This window comes from Allobosea sp. UNC402CLCol (genome assembly GCF_000745475.1).
In the GTDB taxonomy this organism is placed as follows: domain Bacteria; phylum Pseudomonadota; class Alphaproteobacteria; order Rhizobiales; family Beijerinckiaceae; genus Allobosea; species Allobosea spartocytisi.
The window spans coordinates 211408-234690 of sequence record NZ_JQJJ01000013.1 but is presented as its reverse complement, the minus strand read 5'-3'; the positions used below and the strand labels follow the sequence as shown (position 1 = coordinate 234690).

At 67.8% G+C, this 23283-nt stretch carries 22 protein-coding genes; 8 read left to right on the top strand and 14 right to left on the bottom strand.

Annotated elements, in window-relative coordinates:
• Positions 1-54 precede the first annotated feature (54 nt).
• The 3 genes from GY40_RS17360 (at position 55) to recR (ending at position 3016) form a co-directional block, all read left to right on the top strand.
• On the top strand, positions 55-1920 hold the full coding sequence (locus GY40_RS17360; RefSeq protein WP_038364772.1) for a DNA polymerase III subunit gamma/tau: 1866 nt from the start codon (positions 55-57) through the stop codon (positions 1918-1920).
• A gap of 36 nt (positions 1921-1956) precedes the next feature.
• Positions 1957-2277 carry a YbaB/EbfC family nucleoid-associated protein gene (locus GY40_RS17355; RefSeq protein ID WP_038364769.1) on the top strand — a complete coding sequence of 107 codons (321 nt, stop codon included), beginning with the start codon at positions 1957-1959 and terminating at the stop codon, positions 2275-2277.
• Positions 2278-2410: 133 nt separating this feature from the next.
• On the top strand, positions 2411-3016 hold the full coding sequence (recR, locus tag GY40_RS17350) for a recombination mediator RecR (protein ID WP_038364767.1): 606 nt from the start codon (positions 2411-2413) through the stop codon (positions 3014-3016).
• 73 nt (positions 3017-3089) lie between these two features.
• On the opposite strand, the gene GY40_RS17345 is transcribed toward recR, so the two are convergent.
• Complete coding sequence (locus GY40_RS17345) at positions 3090-3791, bottom strand: outer membrane protein (RefSeq protein WP_051988221.1); 702 nt, start codon at positions 3789-3791, stop codon at positions 3090-3092.
• A gap of 238 nt (positions 3792-4029) precedes the next feature.
• Here GY40_RS17345 and GY40_RS17340 point away from each other — a divergent pair, with 238 nt between their 5' ends.
• The 3 genes from GY40_RS17340 to GY40_RS17330 all read left to right on the top strand — a co-directional run bounded on the left by GY40_RS17340 (position 4030) and on the right by GY40_RS17330 (position 7321).
• Positions 4030-5079, top strand: coding sequence for a YihY/virulence factor BrkB family protein (locus tag GY40_RS17340; protein WP_038364765.1), 1050 nt, complete (start codon positions 4030-4032; stop codon positions 5077-5079).
• 3 nt (positions 5080-5082) lie between these two features.
• Entirely contained in the window at positions 5083-6318 is a 1236-nt protein-coding gene (locus GY40_RS17335) for an NAD(P)/FAD-dependent oxidoreductase (protein ID WP_038364763.1), read from the top strand.
• A 133-nt stretch (positions 6319-6451) separates the two neighbouring features.
• Entirely contained in the window at positions 6452-7321 is an 870-nt protein-coding gene (locus GY40_RS17330) for a VOC family protein (protein ID WP_051988220.1), read from the top strand.
• A 6-nt stretch (positions 7322-7327) separates the two neighbouring features.
• On the opposite strand, the gene GY40_RS17325 is transcribed toward GY40_RS17330, so the two are convergent.
• From GY40_RS17325 to dut, 4 genes are all read right to left on the bottom strand, one after another.
• Entirely contained in the window at positions 7328-7780 is a 453-nt protein-coding gene (locus tag GY40_RS17325) for a GNAT family N-acetyltransferase (protein WP_038364760.1), read from the bottom strand.
• Positions 7777-8763, bottom strand: coding sequence for a cysteine synthase A (gene cysK, locus GY40_RS17320; RefSeq protein WP_038364757.1), 987 nt, complete (start codon positions 8761-8763; stop codon positions 7777-7779). Before cysK ends, GY40_RS17325 begins: the two co-directional genes overlap by 4 nt.
• Positions 8764-8863: 100 nt before the next feature.
• Entirely contained in the window at positions 8864-9316 is a 453-nt protein-coding gene (locus GY40_RS17315; RefSeq protein ID WP_038364754.1) for an RrF2 family transcriptional regulator, read from the bottom strand.
• Positions 9313-9789 (bottom strand): dUTP diphosphatase, encoded by a 477-nt coding sequence (gene dut / locus GY40_RS17310; protein WP_248311203.1) that lies wholly within the window; start codon positions 9787-9789, stop codon positions 9313-9315. The genes GY40_RS17315 and dut overlap by 4 nt, the downstream gene beginning before the upstream one ends.
• A 279-nt stretch (positions 9790-10068) precedes the next feature.
• Between dut and GY40_RS17305 the strand changes: the two genes are divergently transcribed.
• Entirely contained in the window at positions 10069-11241 is a 1173-nt protein-coding gene (locus GY40_RS17305; protein WP_051988219.1) for an AGE family epimerase/isomerase, read from the top strand.
• 6 nt (positions 11242-11247) lie between these two features.
• Here GY40_RS17305 and GY40_RS17300 read toward each other — a convergent pair whose 3' ends face one another.
• From GY40_RS17300 to GY40_RS17270, 7 genes are all read right to left on the bottom strand, one after another.
• A complete protein-coding gene (locus tag GY40_RS17300; protein ID WP_038364748.1) occupies positions 11248-13074 on the bottom strand; it encodes an ABC transporter ATP-binding protein in 1827 nt (608 codons plus the stop codon).
• Positions 13071-13961, bottom strand: a complete 891-nt coding sequence (locus GY40_RS17295; protein ID WP_038364746.1) for an ABC transporter permease — start codon at positions 13959-13961, stop codon at positions 13071-13073. Before GY40_RS17295 ends, GY40_RS17300 begins: the two co-directional genes overlap by 4 nt.
• Positions 13958-14896 (bottom strand): ABC transporter permease, encoded by a 939-nt coding sequence (locus tag GY40_RS17290; RefSeq protein ID WP_038364744.1) that lies wholly within the window; start codon positions 14894-14896, stop codon positions 13958-13960. The genes GY40_RS17295 and GY40_RS17290 overlap by 4 nt, the downstream gene beginning before the upstream one ends.
• Before the next feature lie 199 nt (positions 14897-15095).
• Positions 15096-16649 carry an ABC transporter substrate-binding protein gene (locus GY40_RS17285; protein WP_038364741.1) on the bottom strand — a complete coding sequence of 518 codons (1554 nt, stop codon included), beginning with the start codon at positions 16647-16649 and terminating at the stop codon, positions 15096-15098.
• Between the two features lie 97 nt (positions 16650-16746).
• On the bottom strand, positions 16747-17460 hold the full coding sequence (locus GY40_RS17280; RefSeq protein WP_038364738.1) for an SDR family NAD(P)-dependent oxidoreductase: 714 nt from the start codon (positions 17458-17460) through the stop codon (positions 16747-16749).
• A gap of 14 nt (positions 17461-17474) precedes the next feature.
• Positions 17475-18632, bottom strand: a complete 1158-nt coding sequence (locus GY40_RS17275; RefSeq protein ID WP_038364736.1) for an NAD(P)/FAD-dependent oxidoreductase — start codon at positions 18630-18632, stop codon at positions 17475-17477.
• Between the two features lie 13 nt (positions 18633-18645).
• On the bottom strand, positions 18646-19074 hold the full coding sequence (locus tag GY40_RS17270; RefSeq protein WP_038364734.1) for a RidA family protein: 429 nt from the start codon (positions 19072-19074) through the stop codon (positions 18646-18648).
• A 356-nt stretch (positions 19075-19430) separates the two neighbouring features.
• Between GY40_RS17270 and GY40_RS17265 the strand changes: the two genes are divergently transcribed.
• Positions 19431-20957 (top strand): ABC transporter substrate-binding protein, encoded by a 1527-nt coding sequence (locus GY40_RS17265; protein WP_038364732.1) that lies wholly within the window; start codon positions 19431-19433, stop codon positions 20955-20957.
• Positions 20958-21111: 154 nt separating this feature from the next.
• On the opposite strand, the gene GY40_RS17260 is transcribed toward GY40_RS17265, so the two are convergent.
• Both GY40_RS17260 and GY40_RS17255 read right to left on the bottom strand, forming a co-directional pair.
• Complete coding sequence (locus GY40_RS17260) at positions 21112-22434, bottom strand: NAD(P)/FAD-dependent oxidoreductase (protein ID WP_051988218.1); 1323 nt, start codon at positions 22432-22434, stop codon at positions 21112-21114.
• Between the two features lie 70 nt (positions 22435-22504).
• Positions 22505-23251, bottom strand: a complete 747-nt coding sequence (locus GY40_RS17255; protein WP_051988263.1) for a GntR family transcriptional regulator — start codon at positions 23249-23251, stop codon at positions 22505-22507.
• Positions 23252-23283 lie beyond the last annotated feature (32 nt).

Genomic DNA, 23283 nt, shown 5'->3' with positions numbered 1-23283 from the left:
TTCTGGCCCGCGGCGGCATTGACCCTCGCCTCCCGATTGGCGAAACCAGTTTTCATGACCGACGAGATCGACGCCGCCACCGCAGACGAGCCGGGCTTCGCCGGCTTCGACCCCGCGCCTGTGCCGGCCGTCGTGGCGCCGACGCCCTATCGCGTGCTGGCCCGCAAATACCGCCCGGCCCATTTCGGCGATTTGATCGGCCAGGATGCGATGGTGCGCACCCTGACCAACGCCTTCGCGGCGGGGCGCATTCCGCAGGCCTGGATGCTGACCGGGGTGCGCGGCGTCGGCAAGACCACGACCGCCCGCATCCTCGCCCGCGCCCTCAACTTCCAGACGGCCGATGGCGGCGGCGCGCCGACCACCGATCTGCGCGAGTTCGGCATCCATTGCCGCGACATCATCGAGGGCCGGCACATCGACGTGATGGAGCTCGATGCCGCCTCGAACAACGGCGTCGAGAATGTCCGCCAGCTCATCGAGGGCATCCAGTACGCGCCGGTCTCCGGCCGCTACAAGGTCTACATCATCGACGAAGTCCATATGATGTCGACGGCCGCCTTCAACGCGCTCCTCAAGACGCTGGAGGAGCCGCCGGCCCACGCGAAATTCATCTTCGCGACCACCGAGATCCGCAAGGTGCCGATCACCGTGCTGTCGCGCTGCCAGCGCTTCGATCTGCGCCGTGTCGAATCCGACGTGCTGGTGAACCACCTCTCCGGCATCTGCCGTACCGAGAGTGTCGAGGCCGAGGATGAGGCGCTTGCCGCCGTCGCCCGCGCCGCCGAGGGCTCGGTGCGCGATTCGCTCTCGATCCTCGACCAGGCCATCGCCCATGCGGCCGGACGAATCACGCTCGACGACATCCGTTCCATGCTCGGCCTCGCCGATCGGGCGCGCGTCATCGATCTGTTCGAGTCGGTGATGAAGGGCGACATCGCCGCTGCGCTCGGCGAATTGCGCGCGCAATACGATGCCGGCGCCGATCCGGTCGTGGTGTTGAACGACCTCGCCGAATTCACCCATCTCGTCACCCGCCTCAAGCTCGTGCCGGACGCCGTCAAGGACGCGACGCTCGCCCAGGCCGAGCGCGTGCGCGGCGGCGACTTCGCCCAGCGCCTCTCGCTGCGCGTGCTCGCCCGCACCTGGCAGATGCTGCTCAAGGGCATTGCCGAGGTGAAGCAGGCCGACCGGCCGGTAATGGCAGCGGAAATGGTCCTGGTGCGCCTCGCCCATGCCGCCGACCTGCCGACGCCGGACGAAGCCTTGAAGATGCTGCGCGACGGCGCGGGCGCCATCCCCGGCGGCAATGGCCAAGGAAACGGCCATGGTGGCGGCGCGCCGCGTCCGCCCTCCGGCGGCGGCAACACCGCGCTGGCCGCGCGCCCGATCCTCGCCAGCGCCAATCCGGCGCCTGTCGCCGCACCGCGCGCCGTTGCGGCCCCGCAGGCGATCGTCGCCTCGATCGAGGATGTGGTGGCGCTGGCCTCCCAGCATCGCGAGATCACCCTGAAGATCGCGCTCGAGCGCGATATCCGCCCGGTGCGCTTCGAGCCCGGCCGCATCGAGTTCTCGCTGGTCGAGGGCGCCTCGCGCACGCTGGCGCAGGATCTCTCGCGCAAGCTCAAGGAATGGACCGGCCAGACCTGGATGGTCGCGGTCGTCAACGCCGAGGGCGGCGCGACGATGCGCGAGCAAGCCATCGCCGCCAAGGATCAGCGCGAGAGCGATGCTGCCGCGCATCCCTCCGTCAAGGCGGTGCTGGAGCGCTTTCCCGGCGCGCGCATCGTCGATGTCCGCGATCCGCGCGCCGTCGAGGCGGCCGAGAATGCCGCAGCGCCGGCCGGCGACGAATACCTGCCCGATGCCGAACCGCTCTTCGACGATGCCGAGCCGGATTTCGACGGCATCGACTTCTGATCACGATCGTTTGCAGTTTCCCGAGGAGGATTTCCGATGCGCGACATGATGGGTCTGATGAAGCAGGCTCAGCAGATGCAGCAGAAGATGGCCGACATGCAGGCCGAGCTCGAGACCATCGAGGTCGAGGGCGCTGCGGGGGGCGGCATGGTCACGGTGACGATGACGGCCAAGGGCGCGCTCAGGAGCGTGAAGATCGACCCCAGCCTGATGGTGCCGGACGAGCGCGAGATCCTGGAGGATTTGATCGTCGCGGCAGCCGGCGATGCCCGCGGCCGCGCCGAGCGCGTCATGCAGGAGCGCATGGCCGAGGTCACCAAGGGCCTGCCGATCCCGCCGGGCATGAAGCTGTTCTGATTTCATATCCGCACGGGTCATCCCGGCCGAAGCGAAACGCGGAGCCGGGATCCATGCCTGAACCGTTCCGGCATGAATCCCGGGTCTCCCTGCGGTCGCCCGGGATGACGCCTCCCTTCTTCTGAGAAGCAGCATGTCCCGCGCCATTGCCGGTCCCGAGATCGAAAGGCTGATCCAGCTTCTGGCCAAGCTGCCGGGGCTTGGGCCGCGCTCGGCCCGGCGCGCGGCGCTGCATCTGGTCAAGAAGCGCGAGCAATTGCTCGGCCCGCTCTCCGAGGCGATGGCGGTGGCGCGCGAACGCATCGTCGTCTGCTCGACCTGCGGCAATGTCGATACCAGGGACCCTTGCGGGCTCTGCAGCGATCCGCGCCGCGACGACAGCCTGATCGTCGTCGTCGCCGATATCTCGGACCTCTGGGCGCTGGAGCGCTCGGGCGCGGTCTCGGGCCGCTATCATGTGCTGGGCGGCGTGCTCTCGGCGCTCGATGGCGTCAGGCCGGAGCATCTCTCACTCGACGCGCTGGTGGCACGCGCCTCCGATCCGGCGGTGAAGGAGGTCATCCTCGCGCTCAACGCCACGGTCGACGGCCAGACCACGGCGCATTTCATCACCGATCTCATGGCGCATCTGCCGGTCAAGGTGACGAAGCTCGCCCATGGCGTGCCGGTCGGCGGCGAGCTCGACTATCTCGACGACGGCACATTGGCCGCCGCCATCCGCCAGCGCACGGGGTTTTGAGCAGATCCGCACCACATGTCATTCCGGATCGGCGCTGCTTCGCCGCTTGTCCGGAATGACGTGTTGGGGACGCTCAGAACTTGTAGGCGATGCTGGCGCGGGCGCTGTGCGTGGTCAGCTCCTGCTCGCCGCTCAGGCCGGGCAGGGCGCCCGAGGTCGCGAAGCGGTTCTTGCCGAAATCGGTGTAGCGGTATTCGGCGCCGAGGATCAGGTTGTCGGTGAAGGCGAAGTTCACGCCGGCGCCGACATTCCAGCCGGTCCGCGTGCTGCTCAGCCGCTCCCCGAAGCCGGCCGGGTCGAAGACGCGGCGTTCGAATTCGCTGAAGGAGGCGCCGCCGGTGGCGTAGATCATCAGCCGGTCGAAGGCGTAGCCGATACGGGCCCGCGCCGAGCCCTGCCAGTTCTGGTCGGTGCGCGCGGCGATGCCGACGCCGTCGAAGCGGCTGCGGCTGTTGAGCGCCTCGATGTCGCCCTCGATGCCGAGCACGACGCTGCCGAACTGGTAGTTGAAGCCGGCATGGGCGCCGCCGAAGGCGGAATCATCGTCGGTCCGGAAGCTCGTCGGCGCGAAGGGGCCGACGGGCCCGCCGATGCGGACGCGGTTGCTGCCCCAGGAATATCCGCCCTGCAGGCCGGCATAGAGGCCGGTCCAGGAATAGAAGGCCGGCAGCTCCGGCGCCGGCGGCAGCGCGACGCCACGCAGATCGGCCGCGCCGGCCGCTCCCGAGAGCAGGATCGCGAGGCTCGTCAGGCCGGCTTTGAGCAGCTTCGTCATCGGGCTTCCGTTGAATCGCAAGCGCCGGCCCATCGAGGGCGGCGCCGGCCGATAACGAAGCATTAAGGTTAACAATCGGCTAAGGCGGCCTTCTCGCCCGCCCTTCAGGGAACAATTGCGGGCCGGGCCTGTTGCCCGCAAGCTGGGCCCGGAGCATTTTCGGCGAAGCGGACGCCGGTTCGCGTGAAGACGATGCGGCAGGACAGAAGACTCTTCGTAACGGAGACCGGACCCCGAGATGGCTTTCCTGAAGCGGATCACCGGCGCGGCGGGCATCGGCGTCGCGCTCGGCTATCTCTCGGGGGTCGTCTCCAGCCGTCGCGTCCGCCGCAGGCGGGAGGCGGCGCGCGGCCGGCTGGCGCGGACACCGCTGCAGATGACCTGGCTCGGCTGGAAGGATGTGCTGCTGCGCTTCGTCGGCAATGTCGGCGACAACCGGCTGACCTCGCTGGCCGGCGCCGTCGCCTTCTTCACCCTGCTCTCGCTGGTGCCGGCGCTCTCGCTGCTGGTCACGATCTATCGCTATTTCACCGACCCGGCGACGATCGCCGGCCAGCTCGACGCGATCACGGCCATGTTTCCGCAAGCCGCGCGCGAGCTCATTCACGAGCAGGCGATGCGGCTTTCGGGCCAGTCCGGCTTTTCGCTCTCGCTGACCTTCGTGATCAGCTTTCTGGTCGCGACCTGGTCGGCCAATGCGGCGGTGAAGGCGATCTTCGACGCGCTCAACATCATCTATCGCGAGCAGGAGAAGCGCAGCTTCCTCAAGCTCAACGCCGTCTCGCTTTTCACCACGGTGAGCGGCATCGTCCTGCTCGCCTCGGTGCTGGTCATCATCGCGAGCTTGCCGGTGGTCACCGCGCTCTTCCCGTTCCATTCCGAGCTGGAGCGGCTGATCCGGCTGGTGCGCTGGCCCATCTTCCTCGTCGTCGCGATTCTCTCGATCGCTTGCCTGTACTGGATCGGTCCGAGCCGCGAGCGCATGCGCTTCGTCTGGGTGATGCCGGGCGCCGTCGCTGCCGCGCTGCTCTGGGCCGCGGCCTCCTATGCCTTCTCCTGGTATGTCAGCACGCTCGGCAACTACACGGCGGCCTATGGTTCGCTCGCGACCGTCGTCGTCTTCATGACCTGGCTCTGGCTCTCGGCGACGATCGTGCTGGCCGGCGCCGAGCTCAACGCCGAGCTGGAACACCAGACCGCGCATGACACCACCGCAGGTCGGGCGAAGCCGCTCGGCGAGCGCGGCGCGACGATGGCCGACCGGGTCGGCCCGCCACGGGCCGGCTGAGGGATGCTCGATCCGGAAACGACCCGCCATGAGGATCTGCGCAGTGGCACCGGCCCCTGGCGCCCGGCCTTGCAGCGCCCGCAGGGGCGCCCGCTCGAGCGTGACATGCGCTGCGACGTCGCCATCGTCGGTGCCGGCATCACCGGCGCCTTCCTCGCCGAGCATCTCACCGCGATCGGGCTCGATGTCGTGGTGATCGATCGGGAACGCGGAGGGTTCGGCAGCACGGCGGCTTCGACGGCGATGCTGCAATGGGAAATCGATCTGTCCTTGCGCGAGCTCGCCGCGCTCTACGGCTTCGAGCGGGCGGCCGAGATCTATCAGTTGAGCTTCAGGGCCGTGGCGGGACTGGGGAGCCTCGTCGAGAAGCTGGCCCTGCCCTGCAGCTTCGCCCGGCGCGATTCGATCTATCTGGCGGCAGGCAATGTCGGGCCGCGCGAGCTGCGCGATGAAGCCACTCTGCGCGAGAGGGCCGGGTTGCCGGGCAGCTTCGTCGAGCATGCGGCGCTGCTGAACGCGTTCGGCTTCGACCGCGCCGCCGCGATCGTATCGCCCGGTTCGGCCGAGGCCGACCCGCTTTGCCTCTGCCATGGTCTGCTCGCGGCGGCGGCGCGGGCCGGTGCGCGCATGATCCGCGACGAAGCCGTTGCTTACGACGATGCCGGCCGGTCGGTGGCGATCTCGCTCTCCGGCGGCGCCACCGTGGAGGCCGCCCATGTCGTGCTCGCGACGGGTTACGTCATGCCCGATTGCGTGAACGACGATCTGCACAGCACCGCCTCGAGCTGGGCGATCGCAACGGTTCCGCAGTCGCCGCAGGCGCTCTGGCCGGGGCCGGCTCTCGTCTGGGAGGCTTCGGAAGATTATTCCTACTGCCGCACGACCCTGGAGGGACGCATCGTCTTCGGTGGAGAGGATGAGGACTTCGCCGATCCCGACCGCCGCGAAAAGCTCGACCCGGCCAAGACCGAGGCCCTTCGCGCCCGCCTTCATGCCTTGCTGCCGCAGGCGCGGCTCGATGTGGACTTTGCCTGGTCCGGCGCCTTCGGGCAGACGGCGGACGGCTTGCCGCTGATCGGGCGCGTGCCCGGCGGGCCACGCCTGTTCGCCGCCTATGGCTATGGCGGCAACGGCATCACCTTCAGCTTCCTCGCTTCGAGGCTGCTCGGCGGATTGCTGCGCGGCGGGGAGGAACGCTGGTTTCGCCATTTTGCCATCGACCGCCCGCGCCCGGCCTGAGATCCGCATTCTCACCGGTCTCGTCATTGCGGTGGTGCAATCCCGCATTTGCCGACCGGAATGGCGACAAATGCGCCGCGAAGGACCATCTTCCCTGGAAGCGTGGCCTGGCCGCGCAAGGAAGGACAACGACATGCTCGCAGTTCAGGACAAGGCGGGAGCGGCCACGCGGCTCGAAGCTCACGACGCACCCTATCACATCGGCGCGGTGACCTTGCGGGCCCGCGATCTGCCGAAGCTCACGGCCTATTATCGCGATGCCATCGGCTTGAAGCTTCTGCGGGAAGCTCCCGGCCTCGCCGAACTCGGCGCTGGCGAAGCCGTTCTGGTCCGCCTGATCGAAGGCGCCGCGCAGCCGACCTCCGCCGCCGGGCTCTTCCATCTCGCGATCCTGCTGCCGTCGCGGCGCGATCTCGCCAACTGGCTGCGCCATGCCGCCACGACCGGCATCCGGCTCGAAGGCGCCTCCGACCATCTCGTCAGCGAAGCGCTCTATCTCTCCGACCCGGAAGGCAACGGCATCGAGATCTATCGCGACCGCCAGCGCCAGGAATGGCCGCGCAAGCCGGGTGGCGGCATCGCCATGGCGACCGAGCGGCTCGATCTCGACCGTTTGCTGGCCGAGGCGGCAACCGGCGCCTATGCCGGCATGCCGGAGGGGACGGGCATGGGGCACATCCATCTGCGCGTCGGCGACACGGCCGCCGCCGAGGCGTTCTATCACGGCCTGCTCGGCTTCGATGTGATGGTGCATTATCCGGGCGCGAGCTTCCTCGCCAGCGGCGGCTACCACCATCACATCGCCGGCAATATCTGGGGCAGCCGTGGCGCCGGCCTTCGCGGCGTCGGCGAGGCCGGGCTCGACCGTTTCGAGATCGTGGCGCGCGACACGGCCGATTTCGCGGCCATGCGGGAGCGCATCATCGCGGCCGGTGGCGAAGAGGCTGACGGGGTGCCGTCCATCGCCGACCCCTGGGGCAATCGGCTCGTGCTGACGCGCTGAGCCGGCTCAGCGCGTCAGGAGATGCGAGCGGCGCGTGCCGCCGTTATCGGGCGTGAAGCCGTTCGCTTCCCAGAAGGCCGCGGCGCGTGGATCGGCCGCCCGCAGCGAAAGCCGCGGCGCCAGCTCCAGCCCCTGCTGGATCAGGGCCGTGGCGAGCACCCGGCCGACACCGGCCGCGCGATGCAGCGGCCGGACATAGACATGCCGCACCCGCAGCAGATCGGGCGCCGGGTCGTAAGGGTCCGGCGTCACCGCGCCGATACCGGCGAGCTCTCCCTCGCGGTAAGCCGCGAAGGCGGCGAAGCGGTCGTCATCGCCGCTATATTGCCCGGACAGCCACTCCGCGCGCAGCCCCTCGATGAAAGCGAAGCTCTCGGCGCTCGCCTCGCTGCGCAGCGCCTCGAACTCGTCCGGCAGGCTTTCCGCCAGCCGGACGATATGGACGCTGCCTTCGCTCACAGACCCTCGAACAGGGCGCTGGAGATGTAGCGCTCGGCGAAGGAGGGGATGATCACGACGATGGTCTTGCCGGCATTCTCCGGCCGCGCCCCGACTTCCAGCGCCGCCGCGACCGCCGCACCCGACGAGATGCCGGCCGGGATGCCCTCGCTCTTGGCGAGCGCGCGGGCCGTCTCGAAGGCCGTCTGGTTGCCGACGGTGACGACCTCGTCGATCACGGCGCGGTCGAGCACGCCGGGCACGAAGCCGGCGCCGATGCCCTGGATCTTGTGCGGGCCGGGCTGGCCGCCGGAGAGGACGGGCGAATCCTCGGGCTCGACCGCGACCATCTTCACGCCCGGCTTGCGCGCCTTGAGCACCTGGCCGACGCCGGTGATGGTGCCGCCGGTGCCGACGCCGGAAATGACGATGTCGACCTGGCCGTTCGTGTCGTTCCAGATCTCCTCGGCCGTCGTCTTGCGGTGGATCTCGGGGTTGTGCGGGTTCTCGAACTGCTGCGGGATGATCGAGCCCGGAATCTCGCTCTTCAGCTCCTCGGCCTTGGCGACGGCGCCGCGCATGCCGCCGGGGCCGGGCGTCAGGACGAGCTCGGCGCCGAGCAAGGCGAGCATCTTGCGCCGCTCCAGCGACATCGTCTCGGGCATGACGAGGATGAGCCGATAACCGCGCGCGGCGGCGACGAAGGCGAGCGCGATGCCGGTATTGCCGGAGGTCGGCTCGATCAGCGTGCCGCCGGGCTTGAGCGCGCCGGAGGCTTCCAGCGCATCGATCATGTTGACGCCGATGCGGTCCTTGACGCTCGAGATCGGGTTGAAGAATTCGAGCTTGGCCAGGATCGTCGCCTTGACGCCGCGCTCGGCCGGAAGCCGGTTCAGCTTGACGAGCGGCGTGTCGCCGATGGTGTCGGTGATCGAGTTGTAGATCCGGCCGCGACCGGGGGCCTTGGCGGGGGGCGTCGAGGATTTCTGCGCTGCTTCAGCCATGGGAGACTCCTTGGGTCGGGCCGTTTTGGGATCGGGCCGTTTGGCCGGTGAAGCTAACGTAATTCACACGTTCTGTCGAAGAAAGAGATAAATCACATCTTTATATTGTGAAATCGGGGTGGGACCTGCCATCCGCGGCCGCCGCCCGGTCCAAAGCGCGCCGGCAGAACTCTTCCACAGTGACCTCCTCCAGTGACGACAGGAAGGCGGCTGAGGCGGCCTCGACCTGGGGCGCGATCACATCGTCGATCAGGGCCGAATGCGGCATCGGGCCGAGCGCATCCTCGCCATCGTCCTCCATCGCGGCGCGCACGATGTCTCCGGCCGTGATCCTGCGGCGCTCGCGTGCCAGCTCGTAGCCGCCGCGCGGGCCGCGCACGCCTTTGAGGATTCCGGCGCGCACCAGCGCCTGCAGCAGCGTCTCGAGATGGCGCGGCGGCAAGGCGTGCCGCGCGGCGAGCAGCTTCGCCGCCACCGGCGAGGGCCGCGCATGCAGTGCGATGTCGACCACCGCGGCGATGGCGAGAAGGCTGCGGCGGGAGAGGAGCATCATGACCGGCCTCCCGGAGCCTCGCCGCCGGCGATGCCCGTCGAGCCGAAGCCGCCGCCGCCTCTTTTCGTGGAAGCCGAGAAGGCTTCGACGACTTCGAAGGTTGGCCGCAGGATGGGCAGGAAGACGAGCTGCGCGATTCTGTCGCCGGGGGTTATTCGAAGTGGCGCGCTCCCCGGCGGCGTTCTCAGCCAGGCGCTGATGAAGATCTGGTTCTGGTAATCCGCGTCGATCGTCCCGACGCTTTGGCCGAGGATGAGGCCCTTCTTGTGGCCCAGCCCAGACCTCGCGAGCAGGAAGGCGGCGACGTTGGGATCGTTCATCTGGATCGCGATGCCCGATGGAATCAGGACCGCGTCGGCTTGCGGCTGAAGATCGAGCGGTTCGTCGATGCAGGCGAAAAGGTCGATGCCGGCCGACATGTCCGTTTGATATGTCGGGAGGCCCCAATCGAAGATCCGGTCGTCGAGGACCATCATCTCGAAGCGGGGGCTGTCGTGCAGTGTGCTCAAGATGACCCCTCGCGTCGCGGACGCCCCGTTCTAGGCCGCATGCAGGGCGCTGTTCAACTCCCATTCCGGCCGCTGCCTGAGCTCCCGACATGCCCGCGCCCGACCCATCTGCAGGCCGGGGAATGGGGCCGCTCAGAAGGCGCCTTGACGGGGCTGCCCTGAATCGGGCTCGTGCCCGAACGAGGAGAGGGGACCGGCCGCGCGCGGCCCGGCCCCGGCGTTCCTCGGGGAGGATATCGATCGATGAAGCGCATCGAAGCGTTGGAAGCGACCATCGGCTCGCCGCGGGACTGGCTGGCGCAGGTTCTGATCCCCGGCTGGATCGAGCGGGCCCTGCAGCCGGGCCGCCCGGGCTTCGTCGAGCATTTCGATCCGGCGCAGGCGAGGCACGATGCCGGCGCGGTCAGGACGACGCTGGTCACGGCCCGGCTGACCTATGTGTTCAGCCATGCGCATCTGCTCGACCCTTCCGGTCCGGCGCTCGCCGCCGCGCAGCACGGTTTTGCGTTCCTGCGTGATCGCTGCCGCGACGGGCAGGGCCGGTTCCGCCATGTCGTCGGCGAGGACGGCACGCCGGTCGACGCCCGCACCGATCTCTACGATCTGGCTTTCGTCCTCTTCGCCATGGCCTGGTTTCATCGGGCGACGCGGGACGGGCAGGCGCTCGCCATCGCGGACGAGGTCATCGGCTTCATCGAGCGCGAGATGTCGCATCCGGAGGGCGGCTTCGCCGAGGACACGCTCGGCACGCTGCCCCGCCGACAGAACCCGCATATGCATCTGCTCGAAGCCTTCCACGCGCTTGCCGAGGCCACGGGCGAGAAGCGCTGGCTCGACCGCGCCGGCGATATCGTCCGACTGGCCCGCGAGCGCATGGTCGACACCGAGACCGGCTCGCTGGGCGAATATTTCACGCAGGACTGGCAACCGGTCCCCGGCGCCGCCGGCGCCTTGCGCGAGCCGGGGCATCATTTCGAATGGACCTGGCTGCTGCTGCATCACTGGCGGCTCACCGGCGATGTGGCGGCGCGCGACCTCGCGGACAGGCTCTACGCCTTCGCCATCCGTCACGGCCTGGATGATGGCGTTGCGGGGCCCGTCGCGGCCTTCGACGGTGTCGACCGGACCGGAAAGCTCGTTGCGCCGACGAAGCTGCTCTGGCCGCAGACCGAGGCGATCAAGGCGTTTCTGGCCCGGATCGAATTGCTCGGCGATGACGACGCGGCCCGGCGCTTCGAACCCCATCTCGACGGTCTGTTCAGCACTTTCGTCGCGCCCGATACGGGGCTCTGGTTCAATCAGGTCACAAGAAGCGGGGCGCCCGCACAGACCGTGATCCCGGTGCGCGTGCTGTATCATCTCGTGCTGGCCCTAGCGGAATGGGACCGTGTGGGCCGCGGAGCTGCGCCGGGTTGACCGGCGCTATGCCCTCGCATCGACGGGCTGGCGGATGAAATGGCCGGGAGCGACCTCCACCAACGCCGTCGGCACCGCCTGCCAGTCGAGCTTGCGGATCGGGCTCGGCAACTCGTCGACCGCGAGTTCACGGCGTAGCGCGCGGCGGCGCGGATCGGGAACGGGGACCGCTGCCAGCAGCTTGCGCGTATAAGGGTGGCGCGGGTCAGAGAACACCGCCTCGCGCGGGCCGATCTCGACGATCTCTCCGAGATACATCACCGCGACACGATGGCTGACGCGTTCGACCACCGCCATGTCGTGCGAGATGAAGAGATAGGCGAGGCCGAGTTCTGCCTGCAGGTCGAGCATCAGGTTCAGCACCTGCGCCTTCACGGAAACGTCGAGCGCCGAGACCGCCTCGTCCGCCACCACGAGCTTGGGCGAGAGCGCCAGCGCCCGGGCGATCGCGATGCGCTGGCGCTGGCCGCCAGAGAATTCATGCGGAAAGCGCACATGCATCTCGGGGGCGAGCCCGACCTTGCGCAGGAGTTCGGCGACGCGCTCGCGTGCTTCGTTTCCCTTGGCGAGCCCGTGCACCAGGATCGGCTCGGCCAAGGCGCTGCCGACGCTCTTGCGTGGATTGAGGCTGGCGAAAGGATCCTGGAAGATCATCTGCATCTCGCGGCGGACATCGCGCAATTCGCTTTTGCCGAGCCCGGTGACGTCGCGCCCGCCGAAGCGGACGGTGCCGAAGGAGGGCTCGACCAGCCGCAGGATCGAGCGCCCCGTCGTCGACTTGCCGCAGCCGGATTCGCCGACCAGCGCCAGCGTCTCGCCGCGCCGCAGGCTGAAACTGACGTCTTCGACCGCATGGACTTGACCCCGCAAGCGGCCGAGCAGGCCGCCGCGGATGCCGAAGCGGGTCGTCAGTCCGGAGACTTCGAGCAAAGGCGGCTCGGTCGCCGCGACCGTGTCGGGCTGCTCGACCGGCTTGCCCTCGACCTTGCCGTTATCGGGGTCGATGCGCGGAAAGCGCAGCGGACGGCCATGGCCGGTCATGTCGCCGAGCTTGGGCACCGCCGCGAGCAGCGCCTTGGTGTAGCCGTGGACAGGATTATTGAAGACCTGTGAGGCCGGCGCGTCCTCCAGCTTCTTACCCTTCCACATCACCACGACGCGGTCGGCGATCTCGGCGACGACGCCCATGTCATGGGTGATGAAGAGCACCGACATCTGCTCCTCGTCCTGCAGCGTCTTGATCAGCTCAAGGATCTGCGCCTGGATCGTCACGTCGAGCGCCGTCGTCGGTTCGTCGGCGATCAGGAGCTTGGGTTTGCAGGCGAGCGCGGTCGCGATCATCACGCGCTGCCGCATGCCGCCGGAGAGCTGGTGCGGGTAATTGTCGAAGCGGCTCTTCGCCGAGGGGATGCGCACCTTGTCGAGCATGCGCAGCGCTTCGGCCTTGGCCGCGCCGGCATCGAGGCCGCGATGGTAGCGCAGCGCCTCGGCGATCTGGAAGCCGACGGTCAGCACCGGGTTCAGGCTCGTCATCGGCTCCTGGAAGATCATCGCGACGTCGTTGCCGCGGACCTTGCGCATCTCCTCCTCGCTGAGCGCGAGCAGGTCGCGGCCCTCCAGCGCGATCCTGCCCTGGATGCGGCCATTGGCCGATGAGACCAGCCGCATGATCGAAAGCGCAGTCACGCTCTTGCCCGAGCCGGATTCGCCGACAATGGCGACGGTCTCGCCGGGGGCTACGTCGAAGCTCAGGTCCTCGACGGCCCAGCGCCATTCCCCGCCGACGCGGAAGGCGGTCTGGAGGTTCTCGACGGAGAGGACGGGGCCGCTCATCGCTCGCCCTTCAGCTTGGGGTCGATGGCGTCGCGCAGGCCATCGCCGAGGACGTTGAGCGCGAAGACGACGACGAGGATCGCGAGCGACGGAGCCAGCACCAGCCAGTAGCTGTCGAGGATGTTCTCGAAACCCTCGCGGATCATGCCGCCCCAGGTCGCGATCGGCGGCTTGACGCCAAGCCCGATGAAGGCGAGCGAGGCTTCCGTGCGGATGGCGTTGGCGAGCCAGAGCGAGGCCATCACCAGGATTTCCGGGAAGATATTGGGCAGGATATGCCCGGCCATGATCCGTGCGTCGGAGAAGGCGAGCGCCCGGCCGGCGCCGATATAGTCGCGCTCCTTGACCGTGATCGTCGGCGCCCGCGCGATCCGGGCGAAGGAGGGGATCGAGGTCAGCGCGATCGCGATGGTGATGTTCTCCACCGAGGGGCCGAGCATCGCCACGAGGATCAGGCCCAGGATCAGCGAGGGGAAGGCGAGGAGGATGTCCATCGCCTGCATCACGACGACGTCGAAGCGGCCGCCATAGTAGCCGGCGAGCAAGCCGATCAGAGAGCCGACGACCATGGCGATCACGGTCGAGGCGATGCCGATCACCAGCGAGATGCGGGCGCCGTAGAGCAGCCGCGAGAGGATATCGCGGCCGAAATAATCGGTGCCGAGATAGAAGTCGTCATGCGGCGGCTGGAGCCGCGACAGGATGTTCTGCTCCAGCGGGTCATGCGGCGCGATGACGGGCGCGAGCACCGCCGCCAGGATCACCGCGACGACGATGGCGAGCCCGACCCAGGAGGTCTTGTTGGCATTGAAGGCGCCGATCGTCGCCTTCAGCCAGCGCAGGCGCGGCGGGGCGACGGGGGCGGCATCATGGACGGAGGTGCTCATGACAGCTTCACCCGGGGGTCGACGAGGGCGTAGGTGATGTCGGTCGCGATGTTCACGAGCACGACGATCAGCGTGTAGATCACCATCATGCCCTGCAGCATGGTGTAGTCGCGCTGGTTCAGCGCACCGACGATCAGCTTGCCGAGGCCCGGCCGGTTGAAGACGATCTCGGTCAGCACCGAATTGCCGATGAGGATGCCGAGATAGAGCCCGACGATGGTGATGATCGGGATCAGCGCGTTGCGCAGCGCATGCCGCCAGATCACTACCCGCCAAGGCACGCCCTTGGCGCGGGCACTGCGAACGTAATCCTCCTGCATCACCTCCAGCATGGCCGAGCGGGCGACGCGGGTGATGTAGGCCGCCATGATCAATCCGAGATTGAGCGCCGGCAGCGCCATCGACTGGAACCACGCCGAGAACGAGCCGCTGCCGGCCGAGATCACCGGGAACCAGCGCAGCATGATCGCAAAGACGATCAGCAGGATGATCGCCGAGACGAAGGGCGGGAAGGAAAGCCCGAGCAGCGAGGCGATGCGGGTGACATAGTCCGGCATGCGGTTGCGGTTGACGGCGGCCCAGACGCCGAGCGGCACGCCAATGACGATGCCGATCGCCAGCGAGACGATAGTGAGTTCGATCGTCCAAGGCAGGACGGCGAGCACCTCCTGGATCACCGGCCGGCCGGTGACGAGCGACACGCCCCAATCGCCGCGCACCGCGCCGGCGAGGAAGCTGACATACTGCTCGCCCATCGAGGCATCGAGGCCGAGCCGCGTGCGCATCGCGGCGATGGCCGTGGCGTCGGCCTGGTCGCCGAGGATCACCTGCGCGGGATCGCCGGGCACGATGCGCACGACGACGAAGACCAGCGACAGCACCGCCCACAATGTGACGATGGCGAAGCCGAGGCGTTTGACGAGGAAGGCGCTCATGATGCCGCCGGGTTGGAGGAGGGAGCTGCAGCGTGCCGCCTGGGTCGGGCCGTCATGCCCGGGCCTGACCCGGGCACCTCTCGCGGAAGCTACGCGTCATTGCGAGGAGGCGAAGCCGACGAAGCAATCCAAGGGGGCGTGGAGCTCTACGTCTCCTGGATTGCTTCGCTGTGCTCGCAATGACGGGTGTCGGATTAACTCACTTCGTGAAGTGCGTCGTCTCCAGCACCGGCGGGCCGAGATTGAGCGAGGCCTTGAGCTCGTAGCCGAGGTCGAGGCTGTCCTTGTAGGCCCAGAGCTGCATCATCTCGTTGACGGGAATCGCGCAGACCTCGGCGATGATCTTCTCCTGCGCCGTCTTCCACAAAGCGAGCTGCTTGGCCTTGTCGGTCTCGGAGCGCGCCGCGTCGATCTCGGCATCGGCCACCTTGCAATGCGAGAAGTTCGTCACCGCCGTCGGCGTCTTCACGATCGCCCGCGAATGGAAGAACTGCGAGAGATAGACATCGGCCACCGGGAAGCGCGCCGCCTGGAAATGCACGATCTGCGAGAGATCCTGCCGGATCTGCTGGTGGAAGGTCGCGTGCTCCACCGGCTGGATCTCCAGCGTGATGCCGGCGCGCTTCAGCAGGGCCTGCACCGCTTCGGTGAAGCTGAGCATCGAGGGCAGAGTGGTGTTGATCGCCTTGATGGTGATGCCGTTCGGAAAGCCGGCCTCGGTCAGCAGTGCCTTCGCCTTGGCGAGATCGTAGGGCGGGAGCGGCGCCTTCTCGTCGGTACCGAGATAGCCGGAGGGCACGACCGAGACGGCCGGGCGCGAGATGTTCTTGCCGCGGAACTGCCAGATCGCATTGCGGTCGATGGCATAGGCGATGGCCTGCCGGACCTTGAGGTTGTCGAGCGGCGGCTGGCTCTGATTGAGGTGCAGCACCGACATTTCCGCCGGTCCCATGGCCACGACCTTGACGCCGGGAATGGCGTTCATGCGGTCGACCCAGGCCTGCTCCTGCCGGCCCAGCATCATGTCGAGCTCGCCGGACTGGAAGGCGAGATCGCGGGAGGAATCCGAGGGGATGAAGCGGTAGAGGATCTCGGTCAGCTTCGGCTTGCCGCGGAAATAGTTCGGGTTGGCGACGAGCTTGGCATATTGCTGCGGCACATATTCCTGGAACATGAACGGGCCGGTGCCGACCGGCTTCTTGGCGAAGCCCTCTTTGCCCAGCTCTTCGGCGGCCTTCTTACAGACCATGTTGCCGCCATGGTAGTTCATGACGATGCCGAGCAGGCTCGGGATCGGCTCCTTCAGCGCGATCTTGACGGTGTACTTGTCCGGAGCCTCGATCGACTGCACCGCGCTGTAGTCCGACGAGAAGGCGGAGCTGTCCTTTGAGGAAGCGCGCTTCAGCGAATAGACCGCGTCCTCCGCGGTGAACTCGCCATAGCCGTGGTGGCACTGCACGCCCTGGCGCAGCTTGAAGGTCCATTCCTTGCCGTCGGTGGACGAGGTCCAGCTCTCGGCGAGATCGGGCTCCATGAATTCGGGCGAAAGCTCGCCGGGCTTGATGCGGACGAGCCCGTTGAACATCCATTGCAGCATCGCCTTGCCGGGCGTGCCGGAATTCAGGTGCGGGTCGAGCACGCCGGCGTCGGAGCTTTGCATGCCGACGGTGAGCACGGTCTTCTGCGCGAGGGCCGGGCTGGCCATCAGCGCGCCGGCCAACGCGGCGGCGAGGATCGAGACGGGTCTCTTCATGATTTTCCCCTGCTTTTGTCGTTGAATACGGGTCTTCGTGATCCGGCATCGGCCTGTCCGGGGGAGCTATCTCCACCCCGGTTCCGGCCCGAGCCGCTTAAAGCGTGTCCTCCAGCCTGCAGTTGACGAGCAATTCCGCGACGGTCGCATTGTTGGGCAGTGCCAGCACGGTGGCAACCAGTTCGGCGAGATCGGCCGGCTGGGTCATCGCCTCTGGCGGCAACGCTGTGCTCGACGCGGTCATGTCGGTGCGCACGAAGGAGGGGCAGAGCGCCGTCGCGCGCACGCCCTTGTCCCAGGCGATGCGCCGCGCCGCATGGTTGAGCGCGATCATCGCATGCTTGGTCATGTTGTAGGCGACATGGTCGTTGCGCACCCGCTTGCCCGAGAGCGAGGCGACATTGACGATTCGCCCGGCGCCGCAGGCTTCGAGATGCGGCAGGGCGCAGTGGATCAGATTGAGCGGCCCCTTGCAGTTCGCCGCCCAGATCGCGTCGAGCGTGGCTTCGTCAGGCGCGCGCAGGGTCATGGCGCTGTGCATGCCGGCATTGTTGACGAGCCCGTCGATCCTGCCGAAGCGCTCGGCCGCGGCATCGACCCAGGCGCGATGGCTCGCCCAGTCGCCGGCATCGTAACGGGCGACATGGACCCGCGACGGGTCCCAATCGGCGCTCATCGCCCGCAGCGAAGCGAGATCGCGCCCGCCCAGGCTGAGGCTGTAGCCTTCCCCATGCAGAAGCTCGGCGACAGCGCGGCCGATGCCGCGATTGGCACCGGAGATCAGGATGACGCGTCCATCGGGGGGTAGCATGGCGGGGCGATGTCCTATCCGTGCAAGGTGAGTTCGGCGGCCGGTCGGGTGCCCTCGGCGAAGCGGTTCAGCCGGAAGGGCGAAAGATCGAAGCGCGGTCGCCGTCCCAGGGCGAGGTCGGCCAGGATCTCGCCGGTGACGGGGCCGATGCCGAAGCCATGCCCGGAAAATCCTGCGGCGACGACGAGCCCGTCGATTCCGGTCTCGGCATCGATCGCGGGCAGGGCGTCCGGCGTCAGATCGATCAATCCGCCCCAGAGCCGGGCGATGCCGGCATCAGCCAGCGCCGGCAGGACCAGCGTCGTGCGCGCGATCAACGCTGCGACATCGCGGCTGCGCGGGGCGAGCAGCGCCTCCGTCCAGCCGCGTGGATCATGCGGCCAATCGCCGATGCCGGTGGTGACGCGCAGGCGCCCGTCGATCTCCTGCCGCCCGGCTGCATCGGCATTGGCGACGCCGAAGACCGGCGCGAGCAGCGGCGGCAGCGGCACGCTCTGCATGACGCAGACCAGCCTGATGGTCAGCGGCAGGGAGAGGCCGAGCGGCGCCAGCAGTTCGGGGGAATGGATGCCGGTCGCCAGGATGACGCGGTCGGCCGCGATGGTTTCGCCGCTCGACGTCTCGACCCCGGTGATCCGCTCGCCCGAGCGGACCAAGGCGCGAACCGGCACACCTTCGCGGATCACGGCGCCATGCCGGCGGGCAGCCTCGGCATAGGCTCGCACGGCGGGCACCGGATCGGCATGGCCGTCGCCGGGGCAGAAGGAGGCGGCGAGGATGCCGGGCCCGATCGCCGGGGCCATGGCCCGGATCGCCGCATTGTCCGGCAGGTATTCGATGGCGAGGCCGAGCTTGCTCTGCTGCGCGACCAACTCGCGGATGACGGCGACTTCCGCTTCTGTCCGCGCCAGCCGCAGATTGCCGTGGCGGCGATAGCCGGTCGGTGCGCCGAGTTCTTCGTCGAGCCCGCCCCAGCGCTCGACGGCCGCCTTCGCCAGCGGCAATTCTGCGGGATCGCGCCCTGATTGGCGGACGCCGCCGAGCGTCCAGCCCGACGCCATCGCCGCGAGATTGCGCGCCTCAAACAGCGTCACGGAATGGCCGGCCCGCGCGATCTCATAGGCGGCCGAAACGCCGCTGATTCCGCCTCCGACGATGAGGACGTCCGGCATGGTGGCGTGGTCCTCAGGAGAGGTCGACGCTGATGCGCTGTTCGGGCTTGTCCGGATCGCGCCGCTTATAGGCCGTCACCTCGAACTCGACCTTGAGCTCGGGCTGGCCGAGCGGCGTGCAGGTCGTGGTGTTGGCGGGGTCGATGCCCCTGAACTTGCGGCCGACGACCGCGTTGACCGCCTCCATATCGGCGATATCCGGTACGAAGACCTTGACCGCGACGACATCCTTCAACGATGCGCCGACGGCGGCGAGCGCGCCCTCGATATTGCGGAAGGCCTGCTCGGCCTGGCCCCCGGCGTCGGAGGCGATGGCACGGGTCTTGTAGTTCCGTCCGGCGGTGTTCGAGACGAAGATCATGTCCCCGGCGACGACGACGCGCGAATAGCTGTTCAGCGTCTCGTATTTGCTGCCGGATTTGACTTTGACGATCTCGCTCATGGCAGTCTCCGGAGGCGCGGCCTGCGTTGCCGGGCGTCCCGACCGGCAGCATCCCCTTGCGGGAATTGGTGTATACCATTCGAGTTGTTTTGGGCTGTCAAGGATGGGGATGCCCGGCGAGAGCGATGCCATGGAAGTGGCTGGCGTGGAACGATCTTCCTGACAATAGGTCGACCGCGCAAAAAAGATACCGGGATACGCTGCTTGCGGGAGTGATCCAGGCTGTTCGCGCCCTGCGTGTCTTATGCCTTGTCGCGTCTTTCGGCGCCGGGTCGAGTCACATTGACAAGCTGGTATATACCAAATCATTCTGCGCTTTCGGCTGATCAAGCCGCCAGAACAGAGAGGGGTATGCGATGGTCTCGATCTCCCGCCGCAATCTGCTCGCCGCCGGTGTCGCCTTGCCTCTTCTGGGATTGCGAGCCCATGCCCAGGCTGCCGGCAAGGTGCTGCGCTTCGGCCTGTCGAGCTTTCCGCCCAGTCTGCAGCCCTGGCTCCATACCGGTACGGCGGCGCTGACCGTCAAGCTGCTGATCTTCCGCGGCCTGACCGGCTTCGACGAGAAGGGGGAGGTCAGGCCGGAGCTCGCCGAAAGCTGGGAGCGCGAGGGCGAGACCGGCTGGGTCTTCAAGCTGCGCCAGGCGAGCTTCCAGAACGGCAAGCCGGTCACCTCCGAGGATGTGAAATGGACGCTGGAGCAGATCGCGGCGCCTAATTCGACGGCCTTCATGAAGGCCGAGTTCGGCGGCGTCGAGCGCATCGAGACGCCCGATGCCCGCACCGTCCGCATCGTCATGAAGCAGCCGACCGTGACGCTGCCGATCTGGCTCGCCAGCCCCCATGTGCCGATCATCGCCAAGGATTCGATCGAGGGGCGTGCGGGTCTCGGCGTCGGCGCGGGGCCCTTCATGATCAAGGCACAGGAGCGTGGCGCTTCGATCGAGGTCGTGAAGTTCGACAAATACTACAAGCCGGGCCAGCCGAAGCTCGATGGCATCAAGCTCGTCGCCTATGCCGACGAGAACCTGCGCGTCGCGGCGCTGCAGGCGGGCGATATCGACCTCATCGAATATGTGCCCTGGCAGTCCATGGGGACGATCGAGAAGGATCCGCGCCTGCGGCTCGTTGCCGTCGACGGTCCTTTCATGGGGCTGAACTTCAACGGCGGCGCCGGCCCGTTCAAGGATGTGCGGTTGCGCCAGGCGGTCGCCCATGCCATCCGCCGCGAGGATATCGTCCAGGCCGCCTTTTTCGGCCGGGGCAGCAAGCTCGAGGGCATTCCGATCCCGTCGAGCAGCCCCTATTTCGACAAGGCCCGCTCAGAATACTGGAACTACGACCCGACCAAGGCGAAGAGGCTGATGGCCGAGGCCGGGGTGCCGAACGGCTTTTCCTGCACGCTGCTCTCGACGGCGCAATATGGCATGCACAAATCGACGGCCGAGGTCGTGCAGGCCAATCTCGCCGAGATCGGCATTCAGGCAAACCTCAATCTGCCCGATTGGGCGGCGCGCGTCGATCTGGCGGGCAAGGGCCGCTATGATTTCATGGTGCAGGGCACGACGGCTGACAACAACGATCCCGATGGGCTCGCGCCACTGATCGACGGTGACCTGCCGGCCAACATGGCGCGGAGCTGGCAGATCCCGACCCCCGAGATCCACGCTCTCTTCGCCAAGGGACGCGCCGAGTTCGATCCCGCCAAGCGCAAGGCGATCTATGCCGAGCTGGAGAAGTCCGCCCTGGAACAGGCGCCGCTCGTCGGCCTCGCCTGGCGCTCGCAGGGCTATGCGATGGTGAAGGGCCTCAGCGGCTTCAAATGCTATCCCGGCGGAACGAATTTCTTCTCCGCCTATTCGCTCGACGAGGCCGCGCTGGCGTGAAGCGCTGCGGCGCACCGCATTTCAATGGAAACACGCCGTCGTTCCGGGCTTGACCCGAAATCCATCGTAGCGCGCTTCGTTCTACGATGGATTCCGGATCGGCGCCGCTGACGCGGCTTGTCCGGAATGACGCCGCGTCCCCAGCGCCCTTCGCTCACCCCACCCGCGTCGTCCGCTCCAGCCGTGAAAACCGCTCCAGCCGGAAGGGTTTCGGATCGATCATCGGCGTGCGGTCGCTGACCAGGTCGGCGGTGAGCCGGCCCGCGCCGGGGCCGATGCCGAAGCCATGGCCCGAAAAGCCGCTGGCGATGAAGAAGCCGGGTAGCCGCGGCACCTCGCCGATCACCGGCACGCCATCGGGCGTCGCGTCGATCAGCCCGCCCCAGCTCTCCTTCACCTTCAGGCCGGCGAAGGCGGGGAAAGCGGCGGTCAGGTTGCGTTGCGCCTCCTGCAGAATGGCTTCGGAGGGTTTGGGATCGAGGATGCGCATGCGCTCGAAGGGCGTTTCCGCGTCGAGCGACCAGCGCCGCGGCGTGCGGGCTTCGTCGGGGAAACGATGGCCGAGACTGAGCCGCAATTCATGGCGCTGCTTGACCAGCGAGGGCAGGAAATCGAAGAGCAGCCGGAAGCTGTCCGGCACGATCTCGGCCACGCTCGCGCCGCGATGGGCGATGGTGTAGCCGCCGTCTTGCCGTTTGCGGAAGGCGAAATCGGAGGCGCCGACGGCGTGGACGGGGGGACCGTCCAGAGGCTCGGTCCGGAACACCGAACCCAGGATCTTGAGAGCGGGCAGGTCGATGCCGAGATTGCCGAGGAAGAGCCGCGACCAGGCGCCGCCGGCCAGCACGACGCGCTGGCAGGCGATCGGGCCGCGCTCGGTGACGACCCCACTGACGCGGCCCGCCGCCGTCTCGATGCCGCGCACCGCGCAGCGTGTCAGCACGGTGCCGCCATGGCGGCGCAGCGCCCGGGCCATGGCCGGAACGGCCTTCTGCGGCTCGGCCCGCGCATCGCTCGGGGTGAACAGCGCTCCGGCGAAGGCGCGCTTGCCGCCCGGCAGCACGGCGTCGATCTCGCGCGTGCTGAGCAGGCGCGAGTCGAGCTGATAGGATTTGGCGTGGTCGAGCCAGGCTTCGTGCTCGGCGAGCTTGGCGGGCGTGTCGGCGACATAGACGATGCCGGAGCGGGTGAAGCCGGTATCGCCCCCGACCAGCCGGTCCATCTCCGACCAGAGCCGCATGCTTTCAAGGCCGAGCGGGATCTCGCCGGGGTCGCGCCCCATGATGCGCACCCAGCCCCAGTTGCGGCCGGATTGCTCGTGGCCGACCTCGCCCTTCTCGCAGACGGTGACCGAGATGCCCTCGCGCGCCAGGAAGAGCGCGGTGGTGATGCCGATGATGCCGCCGCCGATGACGACGACGTCGCTGGCGGCGGGGAGGGACGGGTCCGGCTCTATGGTCTCGATGGTGATGCCCATCACGAAGGCTCCGGCGGCAGGAAGGAGGAGGCGCCTTGACCGGCCGTCCGCGGCCGGACCGGGGCTGCGATCACGTCTGCGCGGATGGCGCCGCGCTGCGAAAGACGACGTGGTGGGGGTGGTTGATGGACCGCATATATTCGATCGGCCGGCCGTCGCCGTCGCGCGCCACGATCCGCAGCACGAGCGTCGGCGAGCCCGGCGCCAGCGCGAGAAGCTGGGCTTCCCGCTCGGTTGCCGTCCCGACGCTGATCTCGCGGTCGCGGATGCTGATCTCGATGCCGTAGCGCTGCCGCAGCAGCTCGTAGAGCGATTGGCCGCCGAGCAGATCCTCGGCCGTGAGGCCCGGGACGCGTTGCGCCGGCAGATAGCTCGTCTCGATGCAGAAGGCCTCGTCGTTCACGCTGCGCAGGCGGCGCGCCATGATGAGCTCGCTGCCCGGCGGCACCTCGAGACGCCGGGCGACGCTCTCGCTCGCGCCTTCCTCGCCGAAATGCAGCAATTTGCTGCCGGGCTCGCCGCCGGCATTGCGGATGATGCGGGTGATGCCCAGCGAGGCCGGCGCATCGATCGGCCGCGACACCTGGACCAGCGGGATGCGCGTGCCGCTGGTGCCGTTGCGCTCCAGCACGTTGCGCTCGACCAGCCGGTCGATCGCCTTGCGCACCGTCATGCGGTTGATGCCGAGCGTGTCGGCGAGCGTCCGTTCCGAGGGAATCCGGTCGCCGGGCCCGTAATCCGGCCCGCCAATGAGGTCGAGGATATAGTCCTGGGCCTCGACATAGATCGGTTTCACCCGCTTCAGCGGCTTGGACATGCCCTGCATCTCTATGCGTTGCGTCTCTCTCG

What these genes read in the sequence shown, in the direction of transcription:
- GY40_RS17360 (WP_038364772.1), top strand. Translation starts at nt 55, where the DNA reads ATGACCGACGAGATCGACGCCGCCACCGCAGACGAGCCGGGCTTCGCC.
- GY40_RS17355 (WP_038364769.1), top strand. Translation starts at nt 1,957, where the DNA reads ATGCGCGACATGATGGGTCTGATGAAGCAGGCTCAGCAGATGCAGCAG.
- recR (WP_038364767.1), top strand. Translation starts at nt 2,411, where the DNA reads ATGTCCCGCGCCATTGCCGGTCCCGAGATCGAAAGGCTGATCCAGCTT.
- GY40_RS17345 (WP_051988221.1), bottom strand. Translation starts at nt 3,791, where the DNA reads ATGACGAAGCTGCTCAAAGCCGGCCTGACGAGCCTCGCGATCCTGCTC.
- GY40_RS17340 (WP_038364765.1), top strand. Translation starts at nt 4,030, where the DNA reads ATGGCTTTCCTGAAGCGGATCACCGGCGCGGCGGGCATCGGCGTCGCG.
- GY40_RS17335 (WP_038364763.1), top strand. Translation starts at nt 5,083, where the DNA reads ATGCTCGATCCGGAAACGACCCGCCATGAGGATCTGCGCAGTGGCACC.
- GY40_RS17330 (WP_051988220.1), top strand. Translation starts at nt 6,452, where the DNA reads ATGCTCGCAGTTCAGGACAAGGCGGGAGCGGCCACGCGGCTCGAAGCT.
- cysK (WP_038364757.1), bottom strand. Translation starts at nt 8,763, where the DNA reads ATGGCTGAAGCAGCGCAGAAATCCTCGACGCCCCCCGCCAAGGCCCCC.
- GY40_RS17315 (WP_038364754.1), bottom strand. Translation starts at nt 9,316, where the DNA reads ATGATGCTCCTCTCCCGCCGCAGCCTTCTCGCCATCGCCGCGGTGGTC.
- dut (WP_248311203.1), bottom strand. Translation starts at nt 9,789, where the DNA reads ATGGTCCTCGACGACCGGATCTTCGATTGGGGCCTCCCGACATATCAA.
- GY40_RS17305 (WP_051988219.1), top strand. Translation starts at nt 10,069, where the DNA reads ATGAAGCGCATCGAAGCGTTGGAAGCGACCATCGGCTCGCCGCGGGAC.
- GY40_RS17300 (WP_038364748.1), bottom strand. Translation starts at nt 13,074, where the DNA reads ATGAGCGGCCCCGTCCTCTCCGTCGAGAACCTCCAGACCGCCTTCCGC.
- GY40_RS17295 (WP_038364746.1), bottom strand. Translation starts at nt 13,961, where the DNA reads ATGAGCACCTCCGTCCATGATGCCGCCCCCGTCGCCCCGCCGCGCCTG.
- GY40_RS17290 (WP_038364744.1), bottom strand. Translation starts at nt 14,896, where the DNA reads ATGAGCGCCTTCCTCGTCAAACGCCTCGGCTTCGCCATCGTCACATTG.
- GY40_RS17285 (WP_038364741.1), bottom strand. Translation starts at nt 16,649, where the DNA reads ATGAAGAGACCCGTCTCGATCCTCGCCGCCGCGTTGGCCGGCGCGCTG.
- GY40_RS17280 (WP_038364738.1), bottom strand. Translation starts at nt 17,460, where the DNA reads ATGCTACCCCCCGATGGACGCGTCATCCTGATCTCCGGTGCCAATCGC.
- GY40_RS17275 (WP_038364736.1), bottom strand. Translation starts at nt 18,632, where the DNA reads ATGCCGGACGTCCTCATCGTCGGAGGCGGAATCAGCGGCGTTTCGGCC.
- GY40_RS17270 (WP_038364734.1), bottom strand. Translation starts at nt 19,074, where the DNA reads ATGAGCGAGATCGTCAAAGTCAAATCCGGCAGCAAATACGAGACGCTG.
- GY40_RS17265 (WP_038364732.1), top strand. Translation starts at nt 19,431, where the DNA reads ATGGTCTCGATCTCCCGCCGCAATCTGCTCGCCGCCGGTGTCGCCTTG.
- GY40_RS17260 (WP_051988218.1), bottom strand. Translation starts at nt 22,434, where the DNA reads ATGGGCATCACCATCGAGACCATAGAGCCGGACCCGTCCCTCCCCGCC.
- GY40_RS17255 (WP_051988263.1), bottom strand. Translation starts at nt 23,251, where the DNA reads ATGTCCAAGCCGCTGAAGCGGGTGAAACCGATCTATGTCGAGGCCCAG.